The 15,449-nt window shown below is 71.5% G+C and carries 13 protein-coding genes and 1 pseudogene; 3 read left to right on the forward strand and 11 right to left on the reverse strand.

Features of this window, described 5'->3' with window-relative positions:
• Positions 1-42: 42 nt before the first annotated feature.
• From B073_RS38955 to B073_RS0102820, 6 genes are all read right to left on the reverse strand, one after another.
• A complete protein-coding gene (locus B073_RS38955; RefSeq protein ID WP_018536569.1) occupies positions 43-1,785 on the reverse strand; it encodes an ABC transporter ATP-binding protein in 1,743 nt (580 codons plus the stop codon).
• A 551-nt stretch (positions 1,786-2,336) separates the two neighbouring features.
• Entirely contained in the window at positions 2,337-2,531 is a 195-nt protein-coding gene (locus tag B073_RS47040) for a hypothetical protein (protein WP_018536570.1), read from the reverse strand.
• Between the two features lie 427 nt (positions 2,532-2,958).
• Positions 2,959-5,550, reverse strand: coding sequence for a SpoIIE family protein phosphatase (locus tag B073_RS0102805; RefSeq protein ID WP_018536571.1), 2,592 nt, complete (start codon positions 5,548-5,550; stop codon positions 2,959-2,961).
• A 204-nt stretch (positions 5,551-5,754) separates the two neighbouring features.
• Positions 5,755-8,064 carry a terpene synthase family protein gene (locus B073_RS0102810; RefSeq protein WP_037810776.1) on the reverse strand — a complete coding sequence of 770 codons (2,310 nt, stop codon included), beginning with the start codon at positions 8,062-8,064 and terminating at the stop codon, positions 5,755-5,757.
• Between the two features lie 270 nt (positions 8,065-8,334).
• Positions 8,335-9,171 carry an ATP-grasp domain-containing protein gene (locus tag B073_RS0102815; RefSeq protein WP_018536573.1) on the reverse strand — a complete coding sequence of 279 codons (837 nt, stop codon included), beginning with the start codon at positions 9,169-9,171 and terminating at the stop codon, positions 8,335-8,337.
• A 16-nt stretch (positions 9,172-9,187) separates the two neighbouring features.
• The gene (locus tag B073_RS0102820; RefSeq protein WP_018536574.1) at positions 9,188-10,156 is read right to left on the reverse strand and encodes an ATP-grasp domain-containing protein; all 969 of its coding nucleotides are present in this window, start codon (positions 10,154-10,156) and stop codon (positions 9,188-9,190) included.
• 327 nt (positions 10,157-10,483) lie between these two features.
• Between B073_RS0102820 and B073_RS38960 the strand changes: the two are divergent.
• The 3 genes and pseudogenes from B073_RS38960 to rocD form a co-directional block, all read left to right on the forward strand.
• Positions 10,484-10,981, forward strand: a pseudogene (locus tag B073_RS38960) (Lrp/AsnC family transcriptional regulator); the annotation flags it as partial.
• Positions 10,982-11,274: 293 nt separating this feature from the next.
• Positions 11,275-12,243 carry a dimethylarginine dimethylaminohydrolase family protein gene (locus B073_RS0102830; RefSeq protein WP_018536576.1) on the forward strand — a complete coding sequence of 323 codons (969 nt, stop codon included), beginning with the start codon at positions 11,275-11,277 and terminating at the stop codon, positions 12,241-12,243.
• On the forward strand, positions 12,240-13,475 hold the full coding sequence (rocD, locus tag B073_RS0102835) for an ornithine--oxo-acid transaminase (RefSeq protein ID WP_018536577.1): 1,236 nt from the start codon (positions 12,240-12,242) through the stop codon (positions 13,473-13,475). Before B073_RS0102830 ends, rocD begins: the two co-directional genes overlap by 4 nt.
• A 22-nt stretch (positions 13,476-13,497) precedes the next feature.
• Here rocD and B073_RS48685 read toward each other — a convergent pair whose 3' ends face one another.
• The 5 genes from B073_RS48685 to B073_RS43540 all read right to left on the reverse strand — a co-directional run bounded on the left by B073_RS48685 (position 13,498) and on the right by B073_RS43540 (position 15,447).
• On the reverse strand, positions 13,498-13,686 hold the full coding sequence (locus tag B073_RS48685) for a DUF397 domain-containing protein (protein WP_078507885.1): 189 nt from the start codon (positions 13,684-13,686) through the stop codon (positions 13,498-13,500).
• The gene (locus B073_RS0102840) at positions 13,617-13,937 is read right to left on the reverse strand and encodes a hypothetical protein (protein WP_234024990.1); all 321 of its coding nucleotides are present in this window, start codon (positions 13,935-13,937) and stop codon (positions 13,617-13,619) included. The genes B073_RS48685 and B073_RS0102840 overlap by 70 nt, the downstream gene beginning before the upstream one ends.
• A 26-nt stretch (positions 13,938-13,963) precedes the next feature.
• The gene (locus tag B073_RS0102845; protein WP_037810665.1) at positions 13,964-14,320 is read right to left on the reverse strand and encodes a hypothetical protein; all 357 of its coding nucleotides are present in this window, start codon (positions 14,318-14,320) and stop codon (positions 13,964-13,966) included.
• Positions 14,321-14,384: 64 nt separating this feature from the next.
• Positions 14,385-14,945 (reverse strand): LppU/SCO3897 family protein, encoded by a 561-nt coding sequence (locus tag B073_RS49205; protein WP_420706416.1) that lies wholly within the window; start codon positions 14,943-14,945, stop codon positions 14,385-14,387.
• 211 nt (positions 14,946-15,156) lie between these two features.
• Positions 15,157-15,447, reverse strand: a complete 291-nt coding sequence (locus B073_RS43540; RefSeq protein WP_078507862.1) for a DUF6881 domain-containing protein — start codon at positions 15,445-15,447, stop codon at positions 15,157-15,159.
• Positions 15,448-15,449 lie beyond the last annotated feature (2 nt).

A 15,449-nucleotide genomic window follows, 5' to 3' on the forward strand; every position in this document is an offset into this window, starting at 1 on the left:
TCCGCACACAGCCCGTTGCACGGGTCCCGCCGGCCGTGACCGTCAGCTGTGTCCGCCCTCGAACAGTTCCGCGTACAAGCCGCCCCGGGCGAGGAGTTCGGGGTGGGTGCCCGATTCGGCGAGGCGGCCCTCGTCGAGGACGAGGATGTGGTCGGCGGTGGCGGCGAGATCGAGATCATGGGTGATCACGAGGGTGGTGCGGCCGGCGGCGAGGCGGTGGAGGGGGCCGAGGATGCGCTGCGCGGCGAGGGTGTCGAGGCCGGTGGTCGGCTCGTCGAGGATGAGGACCGGGGCGTCGCGGAGCATCGCGCGAGCGATGGCGACCCGTTGCAGCTGGCCGCCGGAGAGGGCGGCGGTGGAGGGGGCGATGACCGTTTCGTAGCCGTCCGGAAGGGCGGTGATGAAGGAGTGGGCGTCGGCGGCCTGGGCGGCCAGCACGACCTCGCGGTGGGTCGGGACGGGGTTCTCGCGGCCGCAGGCGATGTTCTGCGCGATGGTGTCGTGGAGGACGAGGGTCTGCTGCGGGAGCAGGGTGATGTTACGGCGCAGGTCGGCGAGGGAGAGGCGGTCGACCGGGATGCCGTCGAGGCGGATGGTGCCGGCGTCCGGGTCGTAGAAGCGCAGCAGGAGGGCGGCGAGAGTGGACTTGCCGGCGCCGCTGGGGCCGGTGACGACGAGGAACGCGCCGGGGTGCGCGGTGAAGGAGAGCGCGGCCAGGGCGTGCTGGTCGGGCGCGGCGTTGGGGTAGCGGAAGGTGACGCCGTGCACGGTGAGTTCGCCGCGGGCGCGGTGCGGGAACGGCGTGGTGCGGGAGGGGGGTGGGTCGGTGACGGCGGGGCGGGCGTCGAGGATCTCGAGCAGGCGGTCGGCGGCGGCGGTGGCCGCGGTGGCGGTCAGTCCGAGCTGGCCCAGGGAGCGGATGGGCGGGTAGAGGTAGCCGATGAAGGCGGCGAAGGCGAGGAGCTGGCCGAGGGTCATCCGGCCGGCCGAGATCTCCCAGGCGCCGAGGCCGATGATGGCCAGCACGCAGAGGGTCTCCAGCACCTCGACGAGCTGCACGTAGAGGGCGTTGAGGCGGGCGCTGACGACGGAGGCGCGCAGCCAGCGGAGGGCTACCTGGCCCAGGCGGGCCTCCTCGTCGCGCTGGCGGTTGTACGCCTGGGTGAGGACGACGTTGACCAGCGTCTCCTCGACGACGGAGGTGAGGGCGCCGTCGGCCGCCCGCAGCCGGCGGGAGACCACGCGCAGCCGGCCGGTGAAGCGGCTGGTCGCGGCGTAGAAGATCGGGGCGGCGACGAAGGTGGCCAGCGCCAGTTCCCAGCGCAGCAAGAGCGCGGCGGCGCCGTAGAAGAGCACGCTGAACAGGGCCGTGCAGGCGCTCACCAGGCCGCTGACGACGAGGCGTTCGATGGCGTCGACGTCGCCGGTCAGCCGTTCCACGAGGTCGCCGCGGCGGTTGCGCTGGAAGAAGTGCGGCGGGAGCGTCTGGAGGTGGGTGAAGACGCGGGCCCGCAGGCGCAGCAGGAAGCGTTCCGCGGTCCAGGCCGCGAGGGAGCTGCCCAGGTAGCCCACCACCGCGCCGGTGACCGCGACGGCGAGCCAGGTGCCGGCCGGGTCCCAGAAGGCGCTGACCGAGCCCTTGGCGAGGGCCTGGTCGGTGAGTTGGGCGAAGAGCAGGATCGTGACCGTTTCGGCGAGGGCCGCGATGACGGCGAACACCCCCACCAGCAGCATCCAGCGACGGTCGCCCCGGGTCAGCGGCCAGAAGCGGTGGAACGCCTCCACGGGCCCGACGTGGCGGGTCAGGATGGGGGCGTCGGTGGGGAGTTGGGGGTGGGGGTGAGCGTGGGGGTGGGGCGCCTGCGGCGGTTCGTGTGCCGGTGCCCGTTCGTGTGCCGGCGCGTGCCCCTGCGCCGGTTCTTTCCTCTCCGTCTCCGATTCCGTCTCCGTTTCCGATTCCGTCTCCGTTTCCGCGTTCCGTCGTGGATGCGGTTGCGGAGGTGGTTGCGGTCGGGGGTGCGGCTCGGGTGCCGACCCGGCGGATTCCGGGGCGGGATACGGGCGTTCTCTGCGCAGATCCATGGTCGCCACGTGCGGTGCGGGCCGCGAAAGAGCGGGGACGGCAGCCCACGAGGCCGGCTCACGTCACACTCGCGAGCCCGCCTCGGGCTGCTCATCAGGCCCGTGGGCCCGAATCACATGTCAGTTGATCGTCAGTGGTCGCCAATGGTCGTCGGCTGCCGTTCAAGCCCGATGAAGGGCCCGCCCGGCGCGACAACGCTGGGGTCACTAAGCGCTATGGCCACTAAACGCTGTGGCCACTAACGCTGTGGTCACTACCTGAAGAAGCCGAAGCCACGGCCGCCACCGCGTCCACCGAATCCGAAGAATCCGTAGTCGCCGCGTCCGTAGCCGCGTCCATAACGGCGTCCGTAGTCGTAGTCGTCGTCGTAGTCCCAGCCTCCGTGGCCGTGGCCGTGACCGCCACCACCGCACGAGCGGTTGCGGGGGAAGAATGCCTTGAAGGTCATCTTCGCCTCCTGAGAATCGGGCTTCGCCGCGACCTTCCCGGACCGTGCTCTGTATGGCGATTCGGCGCGTTCCCGTCGGGGCGTCCCCTGCGGTCCGTTCCGGCTGAACGTTCCAGCCGCGACACCACCGACCCTACGACTCACCCCACATCCCAACAAGGGCATTGTGTGAAAATTCAGGCAAAACAGGCAGGTCACGGTGGGTGGAGCGGCGGTCGCTCATGGTCGCCGGGGTGCGGCGTTCCTCAACCGCAGGCCCAGACCGCCGCCGACGGCGTAGCCCCACGAGGTGTTTCACGTGAAACACCCGCCTTTTCCGGCGAGTTGGCGAATTGACTGCTGGTTGGCCACTGTTTCACGTGAAACCTTCGCCGTTCCATGGGAGTTGTGGCTGTTTCACGTGAAACAGCCCGCGCGCCCGCCTAGATCAACCCGCCGCAGCTGCGCCCGCCCCCGACGGCACCGCCGGCGCCGCCGGCACACCCGGCCCGTCCGTCTCCGTCTCCCCCGGCCCCCCTCCGCGGCCCTCCCCCTCGCCTTCGCCCTGCCCCTGCTCTGCCCAGATGATCTTCCCGTTGGCCGTGTAGCGGGTGCCCCAGCGGCGGGTGAGCTGGGCGACGATCAGCAGTCCGCGGCCGCCCTCGTCCGTGGTGCGGGCGTGCCGCAGATGCGGGGCGGTGCTTCCGGTGTCGGAGACCTCGCAGATCAGGGCGGCGTCCTGGCGGATCAGCCGCAGGGTGATCGGGCCGCTGCCGTGCCGGATGGCGTTGGTGACCAGTTCGCTGACGACCAGCTCGGTGGTGAACCGCAGCGCCTCCAGCCCCCACACCGACAGCTGCCGCCCGACGAGGTTGCGGGCACCGGCGACCGCGGCCGGATCGGTGGCCAGGTCCCAGGAGGCGACCTGGCTGGCGTCCAGGGCGTGCGTCCGGGCCAGCAGCAGCGCGGCGTCGTCGGACGGCGGGCCGGTCAGCAGCGCCGAGACGACGTTTCCGCCGATCTCCTGGAGCGTCGTGCCGGGCTCGGCGAGGGCGCTGCTCAGCCGGGCCATGCCCACCCCGATGTCCCGGTCGGCCGTCTCGACCAGGCCGTTGGTGTAGAGCGCCAGCAGACTGCCCTCGGCCAGCTCCAGTTCGACCGCTTCGAAGGGCAGCGCGCCCAGGCCGAGCGGCGGCCCGGCGGGCAGGTCCGGGAACTGCGCGGTGCCGTCCGGGGCGAGCACGGCGGGCGGCAGATGGCTGGCGCGGGCCATCGTGCAGACCCGGCTGACCGGGTCGTAGACCGCGTACAGGCAGGTGGCGCCCATGAACCCGGCGGAGGGGGCGGCCGCGCCCTCCTCGCCGCCCGCGCCGCCGTCCCGGCGGGTCTCCATCAGTCCGATCACCAAGTCGTCGAGGCGGGCCAGGAGTTCGTCCGGCGGCAGGTCCAGATTGGCCAGGGTGCGGACCGCGGTGCGCAGCCGGCCCATGGTGGCCGCGGCGTCGATGCCGTGCCCGACGACGTCCCCGACGACCAGTGCCACCCGCGCCCCGGACAGCGGGATCACATCGAACCAGTCGCCGCCCACCCCGCTCGGCGCGTCCGCCGGGAAGTACCACGACGCCACGTCCAGTGCCGCCCCGCCGGCCAGCGCGTGCGGCAGCAGGTTGCGCTGCATCAGCCGGGCCGCGGTGCGCTCGCGGGTGAAGCGCCGCGCGTTGTCGAGGCACACCGCGGCGCGGGCGACCAGCTCCTCCGCGAGCCGTACGTCGTCCGCCCCGAAGGGCCCCAGGCGCCGGGACCGGACGAAGGTCGCCGCGCCGAGCGTGATGCCGCGGGCCCGCACCGGGGCCACCATCACCGACCGGTACCCGAACCTCCGCACCACCTCGGCCCGCCGGGGGTCCTCGGCCACCCAAGTGCTGTCGGCGCTCAGCAGCCGCTCCACCACCGACTCGCCGGAGAGCAGACAGCGCGCGACCGCCGACCACGGCGCCCGCCGGACCGCCTCGCCCACCGCCAGCGCGGCCTCCGGGCACCCCTCGTGGACCGACCGCTGCCCGGCCCGCCGCATCGTCGGGGTGCTGTCGACCGGCCCGGGGACGGGCTCCTCACCGCGCAGTACGGAGTCCAGCAGATCGACCGCCACGAAGTCGGCCAGCGGCGGCACCGCCACGTCGGCCAGTTCCTGCGCGGTCCGGGTGACGTCGAGGGTGCTGCCGATCCGGGCGCTGGCGTCGTTCAGCAGCGCCAGTCCTTCCTGGGCCCGCCAGCGCTCGGTGACGTCGATGACCATGTACCAGATCCCCACGCCGCCGCCGTGCGGGCCGACCAGCCGGAAGAACGACGCCGAGTAGGCCCGTTCCTGGGTGGGGTCGGCGTAGGTGGGGCTGCGGAACTCGTAGTCCATCACCGGCTTGCCGGTCGCCAGCACCCGCGTCATCAGCTCCTCGAACGCCTCGGCCTCCAGCCGCGGCAGCACCTCGTGCACGGTGCGGCCCAGCCGGCGCTCCAGCGGGATCAGGCGCTCCAGTACGGCGTTCACCCAGACGTAGCGCAGGTCGGTGTCGAGCACGGCCAGGCCGACCGGGGCATGCGCCAGGAACGGCTCCAGCATCAGCTGGTTCACCCCGCCGCCGGGGACCCGCCACTCCTCCAGCGCGATCACCGACCACCGCTCGGCGCCGGAGGTGCCGCCGGCCGCCGCGGTGATCACCGGCGACACCTGCACCGCGAGCTGGATCGCGGGCCCGTCCCGGTGCCGGACCGCCACCGACCCGCTCCACCCGTGCCCCGCCCAGCGCGCCACCGCCGCGACCCGCGCCGCGTCCCCCGGCACGGCCAGCAGCTCCACGGCGGGACGTCCCAGAACCTCCGCGGCCGGGTACCCCAGCAGCCGCTCGGCGGCCGGCGTCCAGGAGATCACCACGCCGCGCCCGTCCAGCTCGGCGGCGGCCGCGCTGGCGATGTCGCAGGCCCGGCCCGGTCCCTCGCCCGACCCGTCGCCCGGCCGCTCCGGCCGGTCATTCTCCGAGGTCATCACATCGCCAGTCCGGTTCTCTCCGGGGCGCTGCCGCCGCCGCGCGAAGGCGGGCGCCGCAGCGGACGGCCCACCGGTGTCCCCGGCGGCGTCCCGGCGGTGTCGAAAGCGCCCGCATCACGCCCATTTTAGAAGCAATCCGGCATCCGGGATCGGTCGTCACCGGCCCCGACTCGCCGGACTCGCCGCACCGACCGCGGCCCGCTACCCGACAGCGCCGACCCCCCTCACCCCCGCCAGCCGTGCCGCCGACGTGCCCAACCCGCTCGGGCCCAGGGTCCAGCCGGGCGTGCCGGGCCGGTGGCGGAGGTACTCGGTGCGGTAGCGGCGGCATGCGCGGTGCCAGGTGAGGATGGCGGCGAGCCAGTTCTCCAGTTCCCGGACGTAGCCGTCGAGGGTGGCACGGGCCTCGGCCGAGAGCGCGAAGTCGTCGTAGAGGATCGGGAGTTGATGGGCCGCGACGTGCTGGAACTCGCGCATGCGGGAGGTCATCAGGTCGTGCACGATGGCCAGCGCGCTCGGGTAGTCGCAGTCGAAGAAGTTCTGGACGACCAGGATGCCGTTGTGGACCTCGCCCTCGTACTCGATCTCCTTCTGGTACGAGAAGACGTCGTTGACCAGGCAGGCGTAGTCGGCGGCGGCGTTCTCCAGGGAGCGCATCGGGCCGCTGCGGTAGATCTCCGGCGGCACCTGACGGCCGTGGCCGAGCCGGCACAGGCTCATGGTGAGGTCGGAGCCGAAGGTGGCCCGGCGCATCTCGATGTAGTCGACCGGGTCCGGGATGCGGTGCAGCACCATGTTGTCCAGCTCCCAGAGCCAGCTGGCCGTCATCGCGTCGACGGTGGCCTTGAAGGCGCGCCGCGCGTCGACGGTCAGCGGCCCGGCGGTGCGCCCCCAGAGGTCGGCGAGGCCGCGTTCGAGGGCGTTGGCCGGTGCGGGGGCGGGGTCGGACTCCTCGACGGGCATCAGGGCGGAGAGCCGCTTGGTGGTGACCGTGGCGCCGGCGACGTCGCGGGTCCGGCCGAAGACCGCGGGGTAGTAGTCGTCGGCGTAGGTGCCCCAGGTCAGCCACTGAGTGTCGAGGTCGAGCTCGTCGGGGGTGGCGTCGGGGTGCAGGCCGGCCGCGCAGAGGGCGAAGTCGAAACGGTTCAGCGCGTCCTCGTCCCAGATGCCGGAGAGCGGCACGCCGGGCTGCGGCCGCAGCAGCCCCGTCCGGTGCGCCCAGGTGACGACATTGCGCCGGGACGTCTCCAGGTGAGGGCTGAGGGTGGTGGTGAACGGCATGTGGAAGTCGGGGAGTTGGGAGGGCCCGACCTTCTGGTGGGGGGTGTGGGTGCGGCGGCGGAGCCGCTGGACGGCGGCGGTGCGGAGGGCGGCCGGCAGACCGGCGGCCGGGCCGCCCGGGCCGAGCGCCCCGGCGGCCGGCGAGCCCAGCCCCTCGGTGCCCAGCCCGCCGAAGACCAGCGGCGACCAGGAAGCCGCGGTGCCGCCCGGCTCGCCCGCCCCGCCGCCGTTCATGTAGCGGCTGGAGCGCAGATGCCACTCGTGGCCGCCGGACTGCCAGTCCTGCAGGCCCTTGGCGTACGCGAGGACGGCGGCGCAGCCGGCCGGGTCCAGGCCCCGGTCGGCGAAGAGCGCCGGCAGTTCGGTGAAGACGGTGTCCTCGAACTGCTGCAACCGGGAGGTGATCATGTCGTTGACCGTGTCCGCGGCCTCCTGGGTGGTGCAGTCCAGAAACGTCTCCAGCACCAGGACGCCATTGCTCAGCTCCCCCTCGTCCTCGGTCTCGCGCTGGTACGAGAAGAGGTCGTTCCGCAGGTGGACGCCGTCGGCGAAGGTGTCCTTGAGGACGCGCAGGGGCCGCGAGCCGGCGACCGCCGCCGGGACCTCGGCACCGGTCGCGTACTCCACCAGCCCCGCGGACCAGGGGGCGCCACCCACCTTCCGGCGCATCTCGATGTACTCGACGGGGTTCGGGATCCGGTTGATGTCGATGTTGGAGAGTTCCCAGAGGGACTCGTTCAGCAGGTGTTCGGTGCTCTCGGCGAACCGGCGGCGCCAGTCCGGCGACATCGCGGGCACGGTCCGCGCCCACAGGTCCGCCAGCCCCGCCTCGACCTGGTTGGTCGGCTCCGGGACGGGCGTGTTCAGATCCCTCGGCATGAACGCCGGCAGCCGGTCCAGGTACGCCTTGCCGCCCTCGCGGTCCAGGGTGCGTTTGAACCTCTCCAGGAAGTGGTCGTCGAAGAAGAAGACCCAGACGTACCAGTCGGTGACGAGGTTGAGCGCCTCCGCCGAGCACTCCGGGTGGGTGTAGGCACACAGCAGGGCGTAGTCGTGGGCGTCGAGATCCCGCTGGTCCCAGATGCCGGAACCCTCCAGCATGTTCATCTCCCGCGCCCACCGCCTGGAGTGCGCCCGCGCGGCCTCCAGGTGCGGGTTCAGGCGGGCCGGATGCGGCAGGTAGAAGTGCGGCAGGGTGAACGGCTGCCCCTTGGGCGCTGTGCACTGCACCGCGGTCCGCGACGACGTGGTCCGTGCCGCGGTCTGCGACGGCGTGGTCTGCGACTGTGACTGCGTCACCGTTGGTGGCCTCTCCCGATACCGGTGCCCCTCCGTACGAATGGTGTGCACGGAAGGAGGGCGCGCCGAAGCACCCCCTTGACGGGCGCAGCACTACCCCGGCGGCCGCCGCCGTAGGCTCGTCCGGTCGCGCCCACGCCGAACTGGCACTCTTTCGGGTTGAGTTCGGCGGGAAGGACCCCGATACGCGAGGCTGCTGCGTTATGCGGAGCCGCTCACCGCCCGGCGCAGGGCCAGTGCCGCCAGCGCCTCCGGGGCGCCCACCTGGCCTCGGATGCCCGGGAAGGCGTTGATGTCGACGATCAACGGGGCACCGGCACCCGCGTCCAGCACATCCACGCCGTACACCTCCAGGCCGAAGACCTCGCCGACGTGCAGCGCACCCTCGATCCAGGCGGCGGGGAGGGCGGCGGGCGGCAGCGGCAGGTTCGGGCCGCGGCCGCCGGGCGCCAGCTCGGAGCGGCGGCGGGCGGCGAACGGCTGGCCGCCGACGAACCACAGCTTGAGGTCCCAGCCGCTGTTGGCGGTGAACTCCTGGACGATCACCGGCTCCTCGCGCCAGGCGGCCGCCAGTTCCGCCAGCTCGGCGGCGGTGTCGACGCGCGCCACGAGGTCGCCCCGGCGGCTGTGGCGGCTCTTGAGGACGAGCGGGAAGCGGAGGTCCGGCGCGGCGGCCGCCAGCGCGCCGACCGTCGCCGTCCGCACCGTCTCCGCGAACGGCAGTCCGGCCGCGCGGGCCAGCTCGGCCATCGTGACGCGGTCCTGGCAACGGGCGGTCGCCGCAGCGGAGTTGACGACCGGAGCGCCCCGCTCCTCCAGCCTGGCGGCGAGGGCCAGCGCGTCCGGCGTCCGCGCCTTCAGCAGATAGACGTCGGCGAGCGGCCCGGGGGCGGCCTCGGCCCCCGGATGACCAGGCTCCGGGACGGGCGCGCCGTCCGGGCCGACGAACGCCACCCGGTGGCCGCCCCCGCGCAGCACCTCCGCCGTCGCCGACAGCAGCGGATGGCCGGAATCCGCGCTGATCACCCCGACCTTCATCGCACGCCCCCGACCCTCATCGCACGCCCCCGAACGCCTCGGCCGCCTCCGCCGCCCACGGACCGGCCTGGCGCCCGATGAGGGGCAGGGCCGGCGCCGGCGCGTGGTCGCTGCCGTGACGGGCCAGCCGCAGCACCGCCGCGGAGACCCGGGCGACCGCGTCCGGCACCTTCCGGAAGCTCGGGAAGTCGTTGATGTCGACCACCACCGGCCCCTCCGGCCCCAGCAGCACATCGACCCCGTACAGGTCGAGCCCGAAGACCGTGCCGACCTCGGCGGCGATCCGGGCGACCTCGGCCGGCAGCGGAACCTGCCGTTCCGTCATGGGCTGCCCGGGATGCAGCGGGGAGCGGCGCTCGGTCGCGTAGAGGTCGCCGGCGACGCAGTAGACCTTCAGATCGACCCCGGAGTTGGGGACGTAGGGCTGCGCGATCAGCATGCCGCCGCCGGCCTCCGCGCCGCAGCCCGGCTCCGTGCCACCGCCCGCCGCCGCGCCGCCGGGCAGCGCCTCGACCGCCCCGGACGTCAGCTGCTCGGGCCGTTCCACCAGCCGCACCGCGCGCCCCGAACTGCCGTCGGCCGGCTTCACCACCAGCGGGAACTCCGCCTCGGGCAGCTCCGCGAACTCCTCGGCCCGCACCGCCGCGTACGTCATGGGCACCGGCAGCCCGCCGGCCCGTGCGATCACCGCGGCAAGTGCCTTGTCCCGAACGCCCCGTATGGCCCGTACGTCGTTCACCGTGGTCAGCCCGGTGGTCGCGGCGGCCTCCAGCAGGGTCAGCCCCGGCCCGCCGGAAACGGTCTTGAGCACCCAGGCGTCATGCCGACCATCGGCCACCACCCCGGACAACTCGGACATCCGGATCAGCGAGCGGCCCGGCCAGAGGACGTCCACCCGGTGACCCCAGGCGCGGAGTTGGGCGATCACGTCCCGGGGCATGCCGTCGTGGCGGTACTGCTCCTCCACCAGGAAGCAGAGTCTCATCGATGCACCCATGTATCGCCGCATGTCCACTCGTATCGCCAACCGCCCGCCACCGTCGGCGGACGTCTCCCCGTGTCGCCGTACGCACACCGTCCGCCCGGCGGAAACATGACGCACCAGGATCGCATGCGGTGATCGAACGGTCGGCCGTGGCACCGGCCGCCGTCCTGGATGCCGCGTTTCGGCGACGTTCCGCCAGGGGTTTGTGTGGGGCGGGGGTCGCCCAACAAACCACCCTCCGCCGGCCCCGTTACCGTGACTGCACTCCCACGACCCGGGGGGACGGAGCAGACACGCCCCAGGGGGAGAGGAAGAAAGGGCCGCACCATGAGCACCAAGTCCGCGCCGTTCGACGAGCTGGACCGCAAGATCGTCGCCGCGCTGATCGAGAACGGCCGGGCCAGCTTCGCCGAGATCGGCTCGGCCATCGGCCTCTCCCCCACCGCCGTCAAACGCCGGGTCGACCGCCTCCGCGACAACGACGTCATCACCGGTTTCTCCGCCACCGTCCGCCCCGCCGCCCTCGGCTGGCTCACCGAGGCGTACGTGGAGGTCTACTGCGACAGCGCCGCCCCGCCCCGGCGACTGGCCGAGGTCGTCCGCAACCACCCCGAGATCGCCGCCGCGATGACCGTCACCGGCGGCGCCGACGCCCTGCTGCACGTCCGCGCCACCGACGTCGGGCACTTCGAGGAGGTCCTCGAACGCATCCGTACGGAACCGTTCATCCGGAAGACCATCAGCTACATGGTGCTCTCGCACCTCCTCCCCGACAGCCCCGAGGCCGGCGCCCGCCGCCCCTCCGACCCGGCCGAACCATCCGGGCCCACCGACGCCCGGTCCGCGGGACGGGCCACCGACCGGACCGCGGAACGGACCTCGCAACGGACCACGGGACGAGCCACCGACCGGGCCGCCGTCCCCGCCGCCCGCGCTCGGGTCCGTCCCCAGCCGCCGAGCGGCGCAGCAAACCAGCGGTGATGCCGCCACACAAGCAGCATTCCTGCGCACCCTCGCAGCATTCCTTTCTTGTGACCGGAATCCGCCGCTCCCTACCGTGGATGCCCCAGGTGACGATCGCTGACAGACCGTCACAGCAGGAAGCGGAGGCCCTTTCTGTGCCCATCACCCAGCCCGGCGGCGCGCCCCTGACGGAAGCGCGCCGCACCGCCCGCCCGCGGCGCTATCTCGCCTGCCGGCCCACGCACTTCACGGTCGAGTACGCCATCAACCCCTGGATGCGCGAAGACGCCGAAGTCGACACCGCCCTCGCCCTCCAGCAGTGGGAGAACCTGGTCCGCGCCTACCGCGACCACGGCCACACCGTCGAGACCATCCAGCCGGTCGCCGGCCTCCCCGACATGGTGTTCGCCGCCAACTCCGCCGTCGTCGTGGGCGGTCGCGCCTTCGGCTCGCTCTTCCACGCCCCGCAGCGCCGCCCGGAGTCCCGGGAGTACGAGATCTGGTTCAAGGCGGCCGGCTACGACCTCTACCGGCCCGAGTCGGCCTGCGAGGGCGAGGGCGATCTCGCCCCCGTCGGCCGCTACCTCCTCGCCGGCACCGGCTTTCGCACCACCCGCGACGCCCACGCCGCGGTCCAGGAGTTCTTCGGCCGTCCGGTGATCAGCCTCCAGCTGACCGACCCGTACTTCTACCACCTGGACACCGCCCTCTTCGTCCTCGACGACGGCCTCCCGACCACGACCGGGTCCGGCACCGGGACCGGCACCGGGACCGGCACCGCCGAAGGCCACAGCATCGCCGGGGCCGGCGGGACCGGCGGGACCGGCGGGGACGAAGAAGGCGGCCACGCAACCATCGCCTACTACCCCGAAGCCTTCTCCCCCGGCAGCCGCGAGGTGCTCCGCCACCTCTTCCCCGACGCCGTCCTCGCCACCCGCGACGACGCCCTGGCCTTTGGTCTCAACTCGGTCTCCGACGGCCGCCACGTCTTCATCGCACCCCAGGCCACGCACCTCATCGAGCAGCTCACCGCCCGTGGCTACGTCCCCGTCCCCGTCGACCTCTCCGAGTTCCACAAGGCCGGCGGCGGCATCAAGTGCTGCACCCAGGAGCTTCGCCCATGACGACCGCGCCCACCGAAAACCGCACCGCCACGGCCCGTTCCTCCGCCTCCCTCATCAAGGCCGAGGCCCCGGTCCTGGCCCACAACTACCACCCCCTCCCCGTCGTCATCTCCCGCGCCGAGGGCGTCTGGGTCGAGGACGTCGAGGGCCGCCGCTACCTCGACATGCTGGCCGGCTACTCCGCGCTCAATTTCGGCCACCGGCACCCGGTCCTCATCGAGGCCGCCCACCGCCAGCTGGACGCCCTCACCCTCACCTCCCGCGCCTTCCACCACGACCGCCTCGGGGACTTCGCCGCCGCGCTGGCCGACCTCACCGGCCTCGACATGGTCCTCCCCATGAACACCGGCGCCGAGGCCGTCGAAAGCGGTATCAAGCTCGCCCGCAAATGGGCCTACGAGGTCAAGGGTGTCCCCGCCGACCAGGCCACCATCGTCGTCGCCGGCGGCAACTTCCACGGCCGCACCACGACCATCATCAGCTTCTCCGACGACGAAGAGGCCCGCGCCGGCTTCGGCCCCTACACCCCCGGCTTCCGCACCGTCCCCTACAACGACCTGCCCGCCCTCGAAGCCGCCATCGACGACACCACCGCCGCCGTCCTCATCGAACCCATCCAGGGCGAGGCCGGCGTCCTCATCCCCGACGACGGCTACCTCGCCGGCGTCCGCGCCGCGACCACCCGCGCCAACTGCCTCTTCATCGCCGACGAAATCCAGTCCGGCCTCGGCCGCACCGGCACCACCCTGGCCGTCGAGCACGAACACGTCCGCCCCGACGTCGTCCTCCTCGGCAAGGCCCTCGGCGGCGGCATCATCCCCGTCTCCGCCGTCGTCGCCCGCCGCGAGGTCATGTCCGTCCTCGGCCCGGGCCAACACGGCTCCACCTTCGGCGGCAACCCGCTCGCCGCGGCCGTCGGCTCAGCGGTGATCGGCCTCCTCGCCACCGGCGAGTACCAGTCCCGCGCCACCGACCTGGGCAAGGTCCTGCACTCCGGCCTCAGCGACCTCCTCGGCAAGGGCGTCACCGCATTCCGCTCCCGCGGCCTCTGGGCCGGCGTCGACATCGACCCCGCCCTGGGCACCGGCCGCACCATCAGCGAACGCCTCATGTCAGAAGGCGTACTGGTCAAGGACACCCACGGCTCCACCATCCGCCTGGCCCCACCCCTGACCATCACCGAACCCGAACTGACCTCGGCAATCCGGACGTTGGGCCGCGTACTCAACTAACGCCCACCGACCGCATCACCCTTCACCCTTCACCCTTCACCGCGGCAACGAACGCGCTCCAAGCCCCCGCCGGTACGACAACCACCGGCCCGCGCGGGGCCTTGGAGCCCCGAACGGGGGACGCCGAGGACCCGCTCCTCCCTACGTCTCGATGAGCGAGGCATACAGCACGAACAACCCGACAAGGGCGAGCGGGGCCAGGATCGCGCAGGTAACCCGCCCCGCGGTGTAACGCCGCCGACGCGGCAGGGCCCAACTGGCCACCAGCAACCCGACCGGCACGACCAACCCCAAGCCGCACACGACAACGGCGAACTTCAGGCTCGCCACAAAACGCTCAAGCCGTTCGCCCCCGCACGATCCACACACCGCCGGCGTCAGCGCCACAAGCCACCCGAGCCCGAACCCCACGTGCAGCGTCAGGGTCGTCGCAAGAGCCGGAGCCACCAACGCCCGCGGCACCGGCTGTTCCTTCTCCCACTCCCACCTCACGGCCAATCCACAAGCGCCATACAGACCACAAACAACAACACCACCGCCAACGGAGCCGTCAACGCAAGCATCGCCCGGCGCCCAGCCTGCCGCGGCTCCCACGAACCCCAAGCCACCACCAACATCCCCGCCGGCACCAAGAACCCAACCTTCAGAACCGTCAAGGCAGTCGAGATGCCGGCATCAAACCCATGTGCCTTCTCACTACTGCACGCATCACAGGCCATAGCCGAGAACCCAAGCACCACAAGCGCAAAGAACCCCGCCACCACCGTGACCACCGTGGAAACCAACGGCCCCACCCATGTCTGCGAGTCCCGCTCTTCACCCACGGGCAATGACACATCTTCCATACCCACCAGCCAACCCCCACCCCCACCCGCCCGCATGAGTAGCCGTACTCAGACCAGGCAACAGCTAACGCTCGGCAGGGCTCAGACACAGCCGCAACGTCACCAGACTCCCTCGGGTCTTCTCATACTCACTGAAGCCGTCGGGGCACCTGCCGCCGGCAGGGTATCGGAGGGCCACCTTGTAATTAGCTTTGCTGCTGGCGCATCCGACGACTTCAAGCACCACACCGTCACCCGATCCCGACTTCTCCACGCAGTCGCCGACCTGCGCTTCGTCAGCAAACTTCGCGTGAGGCGCATGAGGTCCACGGCTCAGCAACCAGAAGGCAACTCCGAGAACGACAATCGCCACAACCGCGACGATGCGCGCCCTCGTCGTGTTTGTCGGACGCCTGCTCGGCGGCAACGCACCCGGCACTCCGGCGACACCACCCTGTGGAGGCTGCACCTGCCCATACGGCTGCGGCGCCGGAGGATACGGAACCGCCCCATACGAAACCTGAGCCGGCGCTCCGTAAGATCCCTGGCCAGCCTGACCGTACGAGCCCTGATGAGGCGGGGGCGGACCATAGGGCCCAGGACCGCCAGGCTGACCGTAGGGCTGAGGGCCGCTCACCGGCGGCACTTGCGCAGACAAGAAATCCCCTACCTATCATTCCCGATTAGCGAAAACACCATCCCCAACTAACCACCTAGCGAACGCTGGTCGAGCACATCCATCCAGAAAAATGATTCGAGACCGATCAGCACCGACCAAGAAAGCATGAAAGCGACCGCCGCTCGGGCTGAAGATAATGAGCGTCGACTCGAACGGAATTCCGCCGCCACCGCCTTCCCTACGAAGCCGCCCCATGACACCTGGCGCGATTCCATATCATTTCAAAATCAGCCGCCGAGATGACGAATGCGGAGAATTCGGACTGAGAAGCAACATCTTCGATATCCCCGACAGGGATTTCACTTAGCCCAATTTCTGCAGTCTCGTTAGTCCCATCGGTATACAGAAGGCGCCCATCACGGTACTCTTGAACCTTGCGAATCTCGTAACCATCATCCCCGATTTCGCTAAACAGGATAACCGGCTCTTCGTCGAATTCGTGATGCCAGATGACTTTCCAGTGCTGCATAG

This window comes from Streptomyces sp. MspMP-M5 (genome assembly GCF_000373585.1).
In the GTDB taxonomy this organism is placed as follows: domain Bacteria; phylum Actinomycetota; class Actinomycetes; order Streptomycetales; family Streptomycetaceae; genus Streptomyces.

What these genes read in the sequence shown, in the direction of transcription:
- B073_RS47040 (WP_018536570.1), bottom strand. Translation starts at nt 2,531, where the DNA reads ATGACCTTCAAGGCATTCTTCCCCCGCAACCGCTCGTGCGGTGGTGGC.
- B073_RS0102805 (WP_018536571.1), bottom strand. Translation starts at nt 5,550, where the DNA reads ATGACCTCGGAGAATGACCGGCCGGAGCGGCCGGGCGACGGGTCGGGC.
- B073_RS0102815 (WP_018536573.1), bottom strand. Translation starts at nt 9,171, where the DNA reads ATGAAGGTCGGGGTGATCAGCGCGGATTCCGGCCATCCGCTGCTGTCG.
- B073_RS0102820 (WP_018536574.1), bottom strand. Translation starts at nt 10,156, where the DNA reads ATGAGACTCTGCTTCCTGGTGGAGGAGCAGTACCGCCACGACGGCATG.
- rocD (WP_018536577.1), top strand. Translation starts at nt 12,240, where the DNA reads ATGACGACCGCGCCCACCGAAAACCGCACCGCCACGGCCCGTTCCTCC.
- B073_RS0102845 (WP_037810665.1), bottom strand. Translation starts at nt 14,320, where the DNA reads ATGGAAGATGTGTCATTGCCCGTGGGTGAAGAGCGGGACTCGCAGACA.
- B073_RS43540 (WP_078507862.1), bottom strand. Translation starts at nt 15,447, where the DNA reads ATGCAGCACTGGAAAGTCATCTGGCATCACGAATTCGACGAAGAGCCG.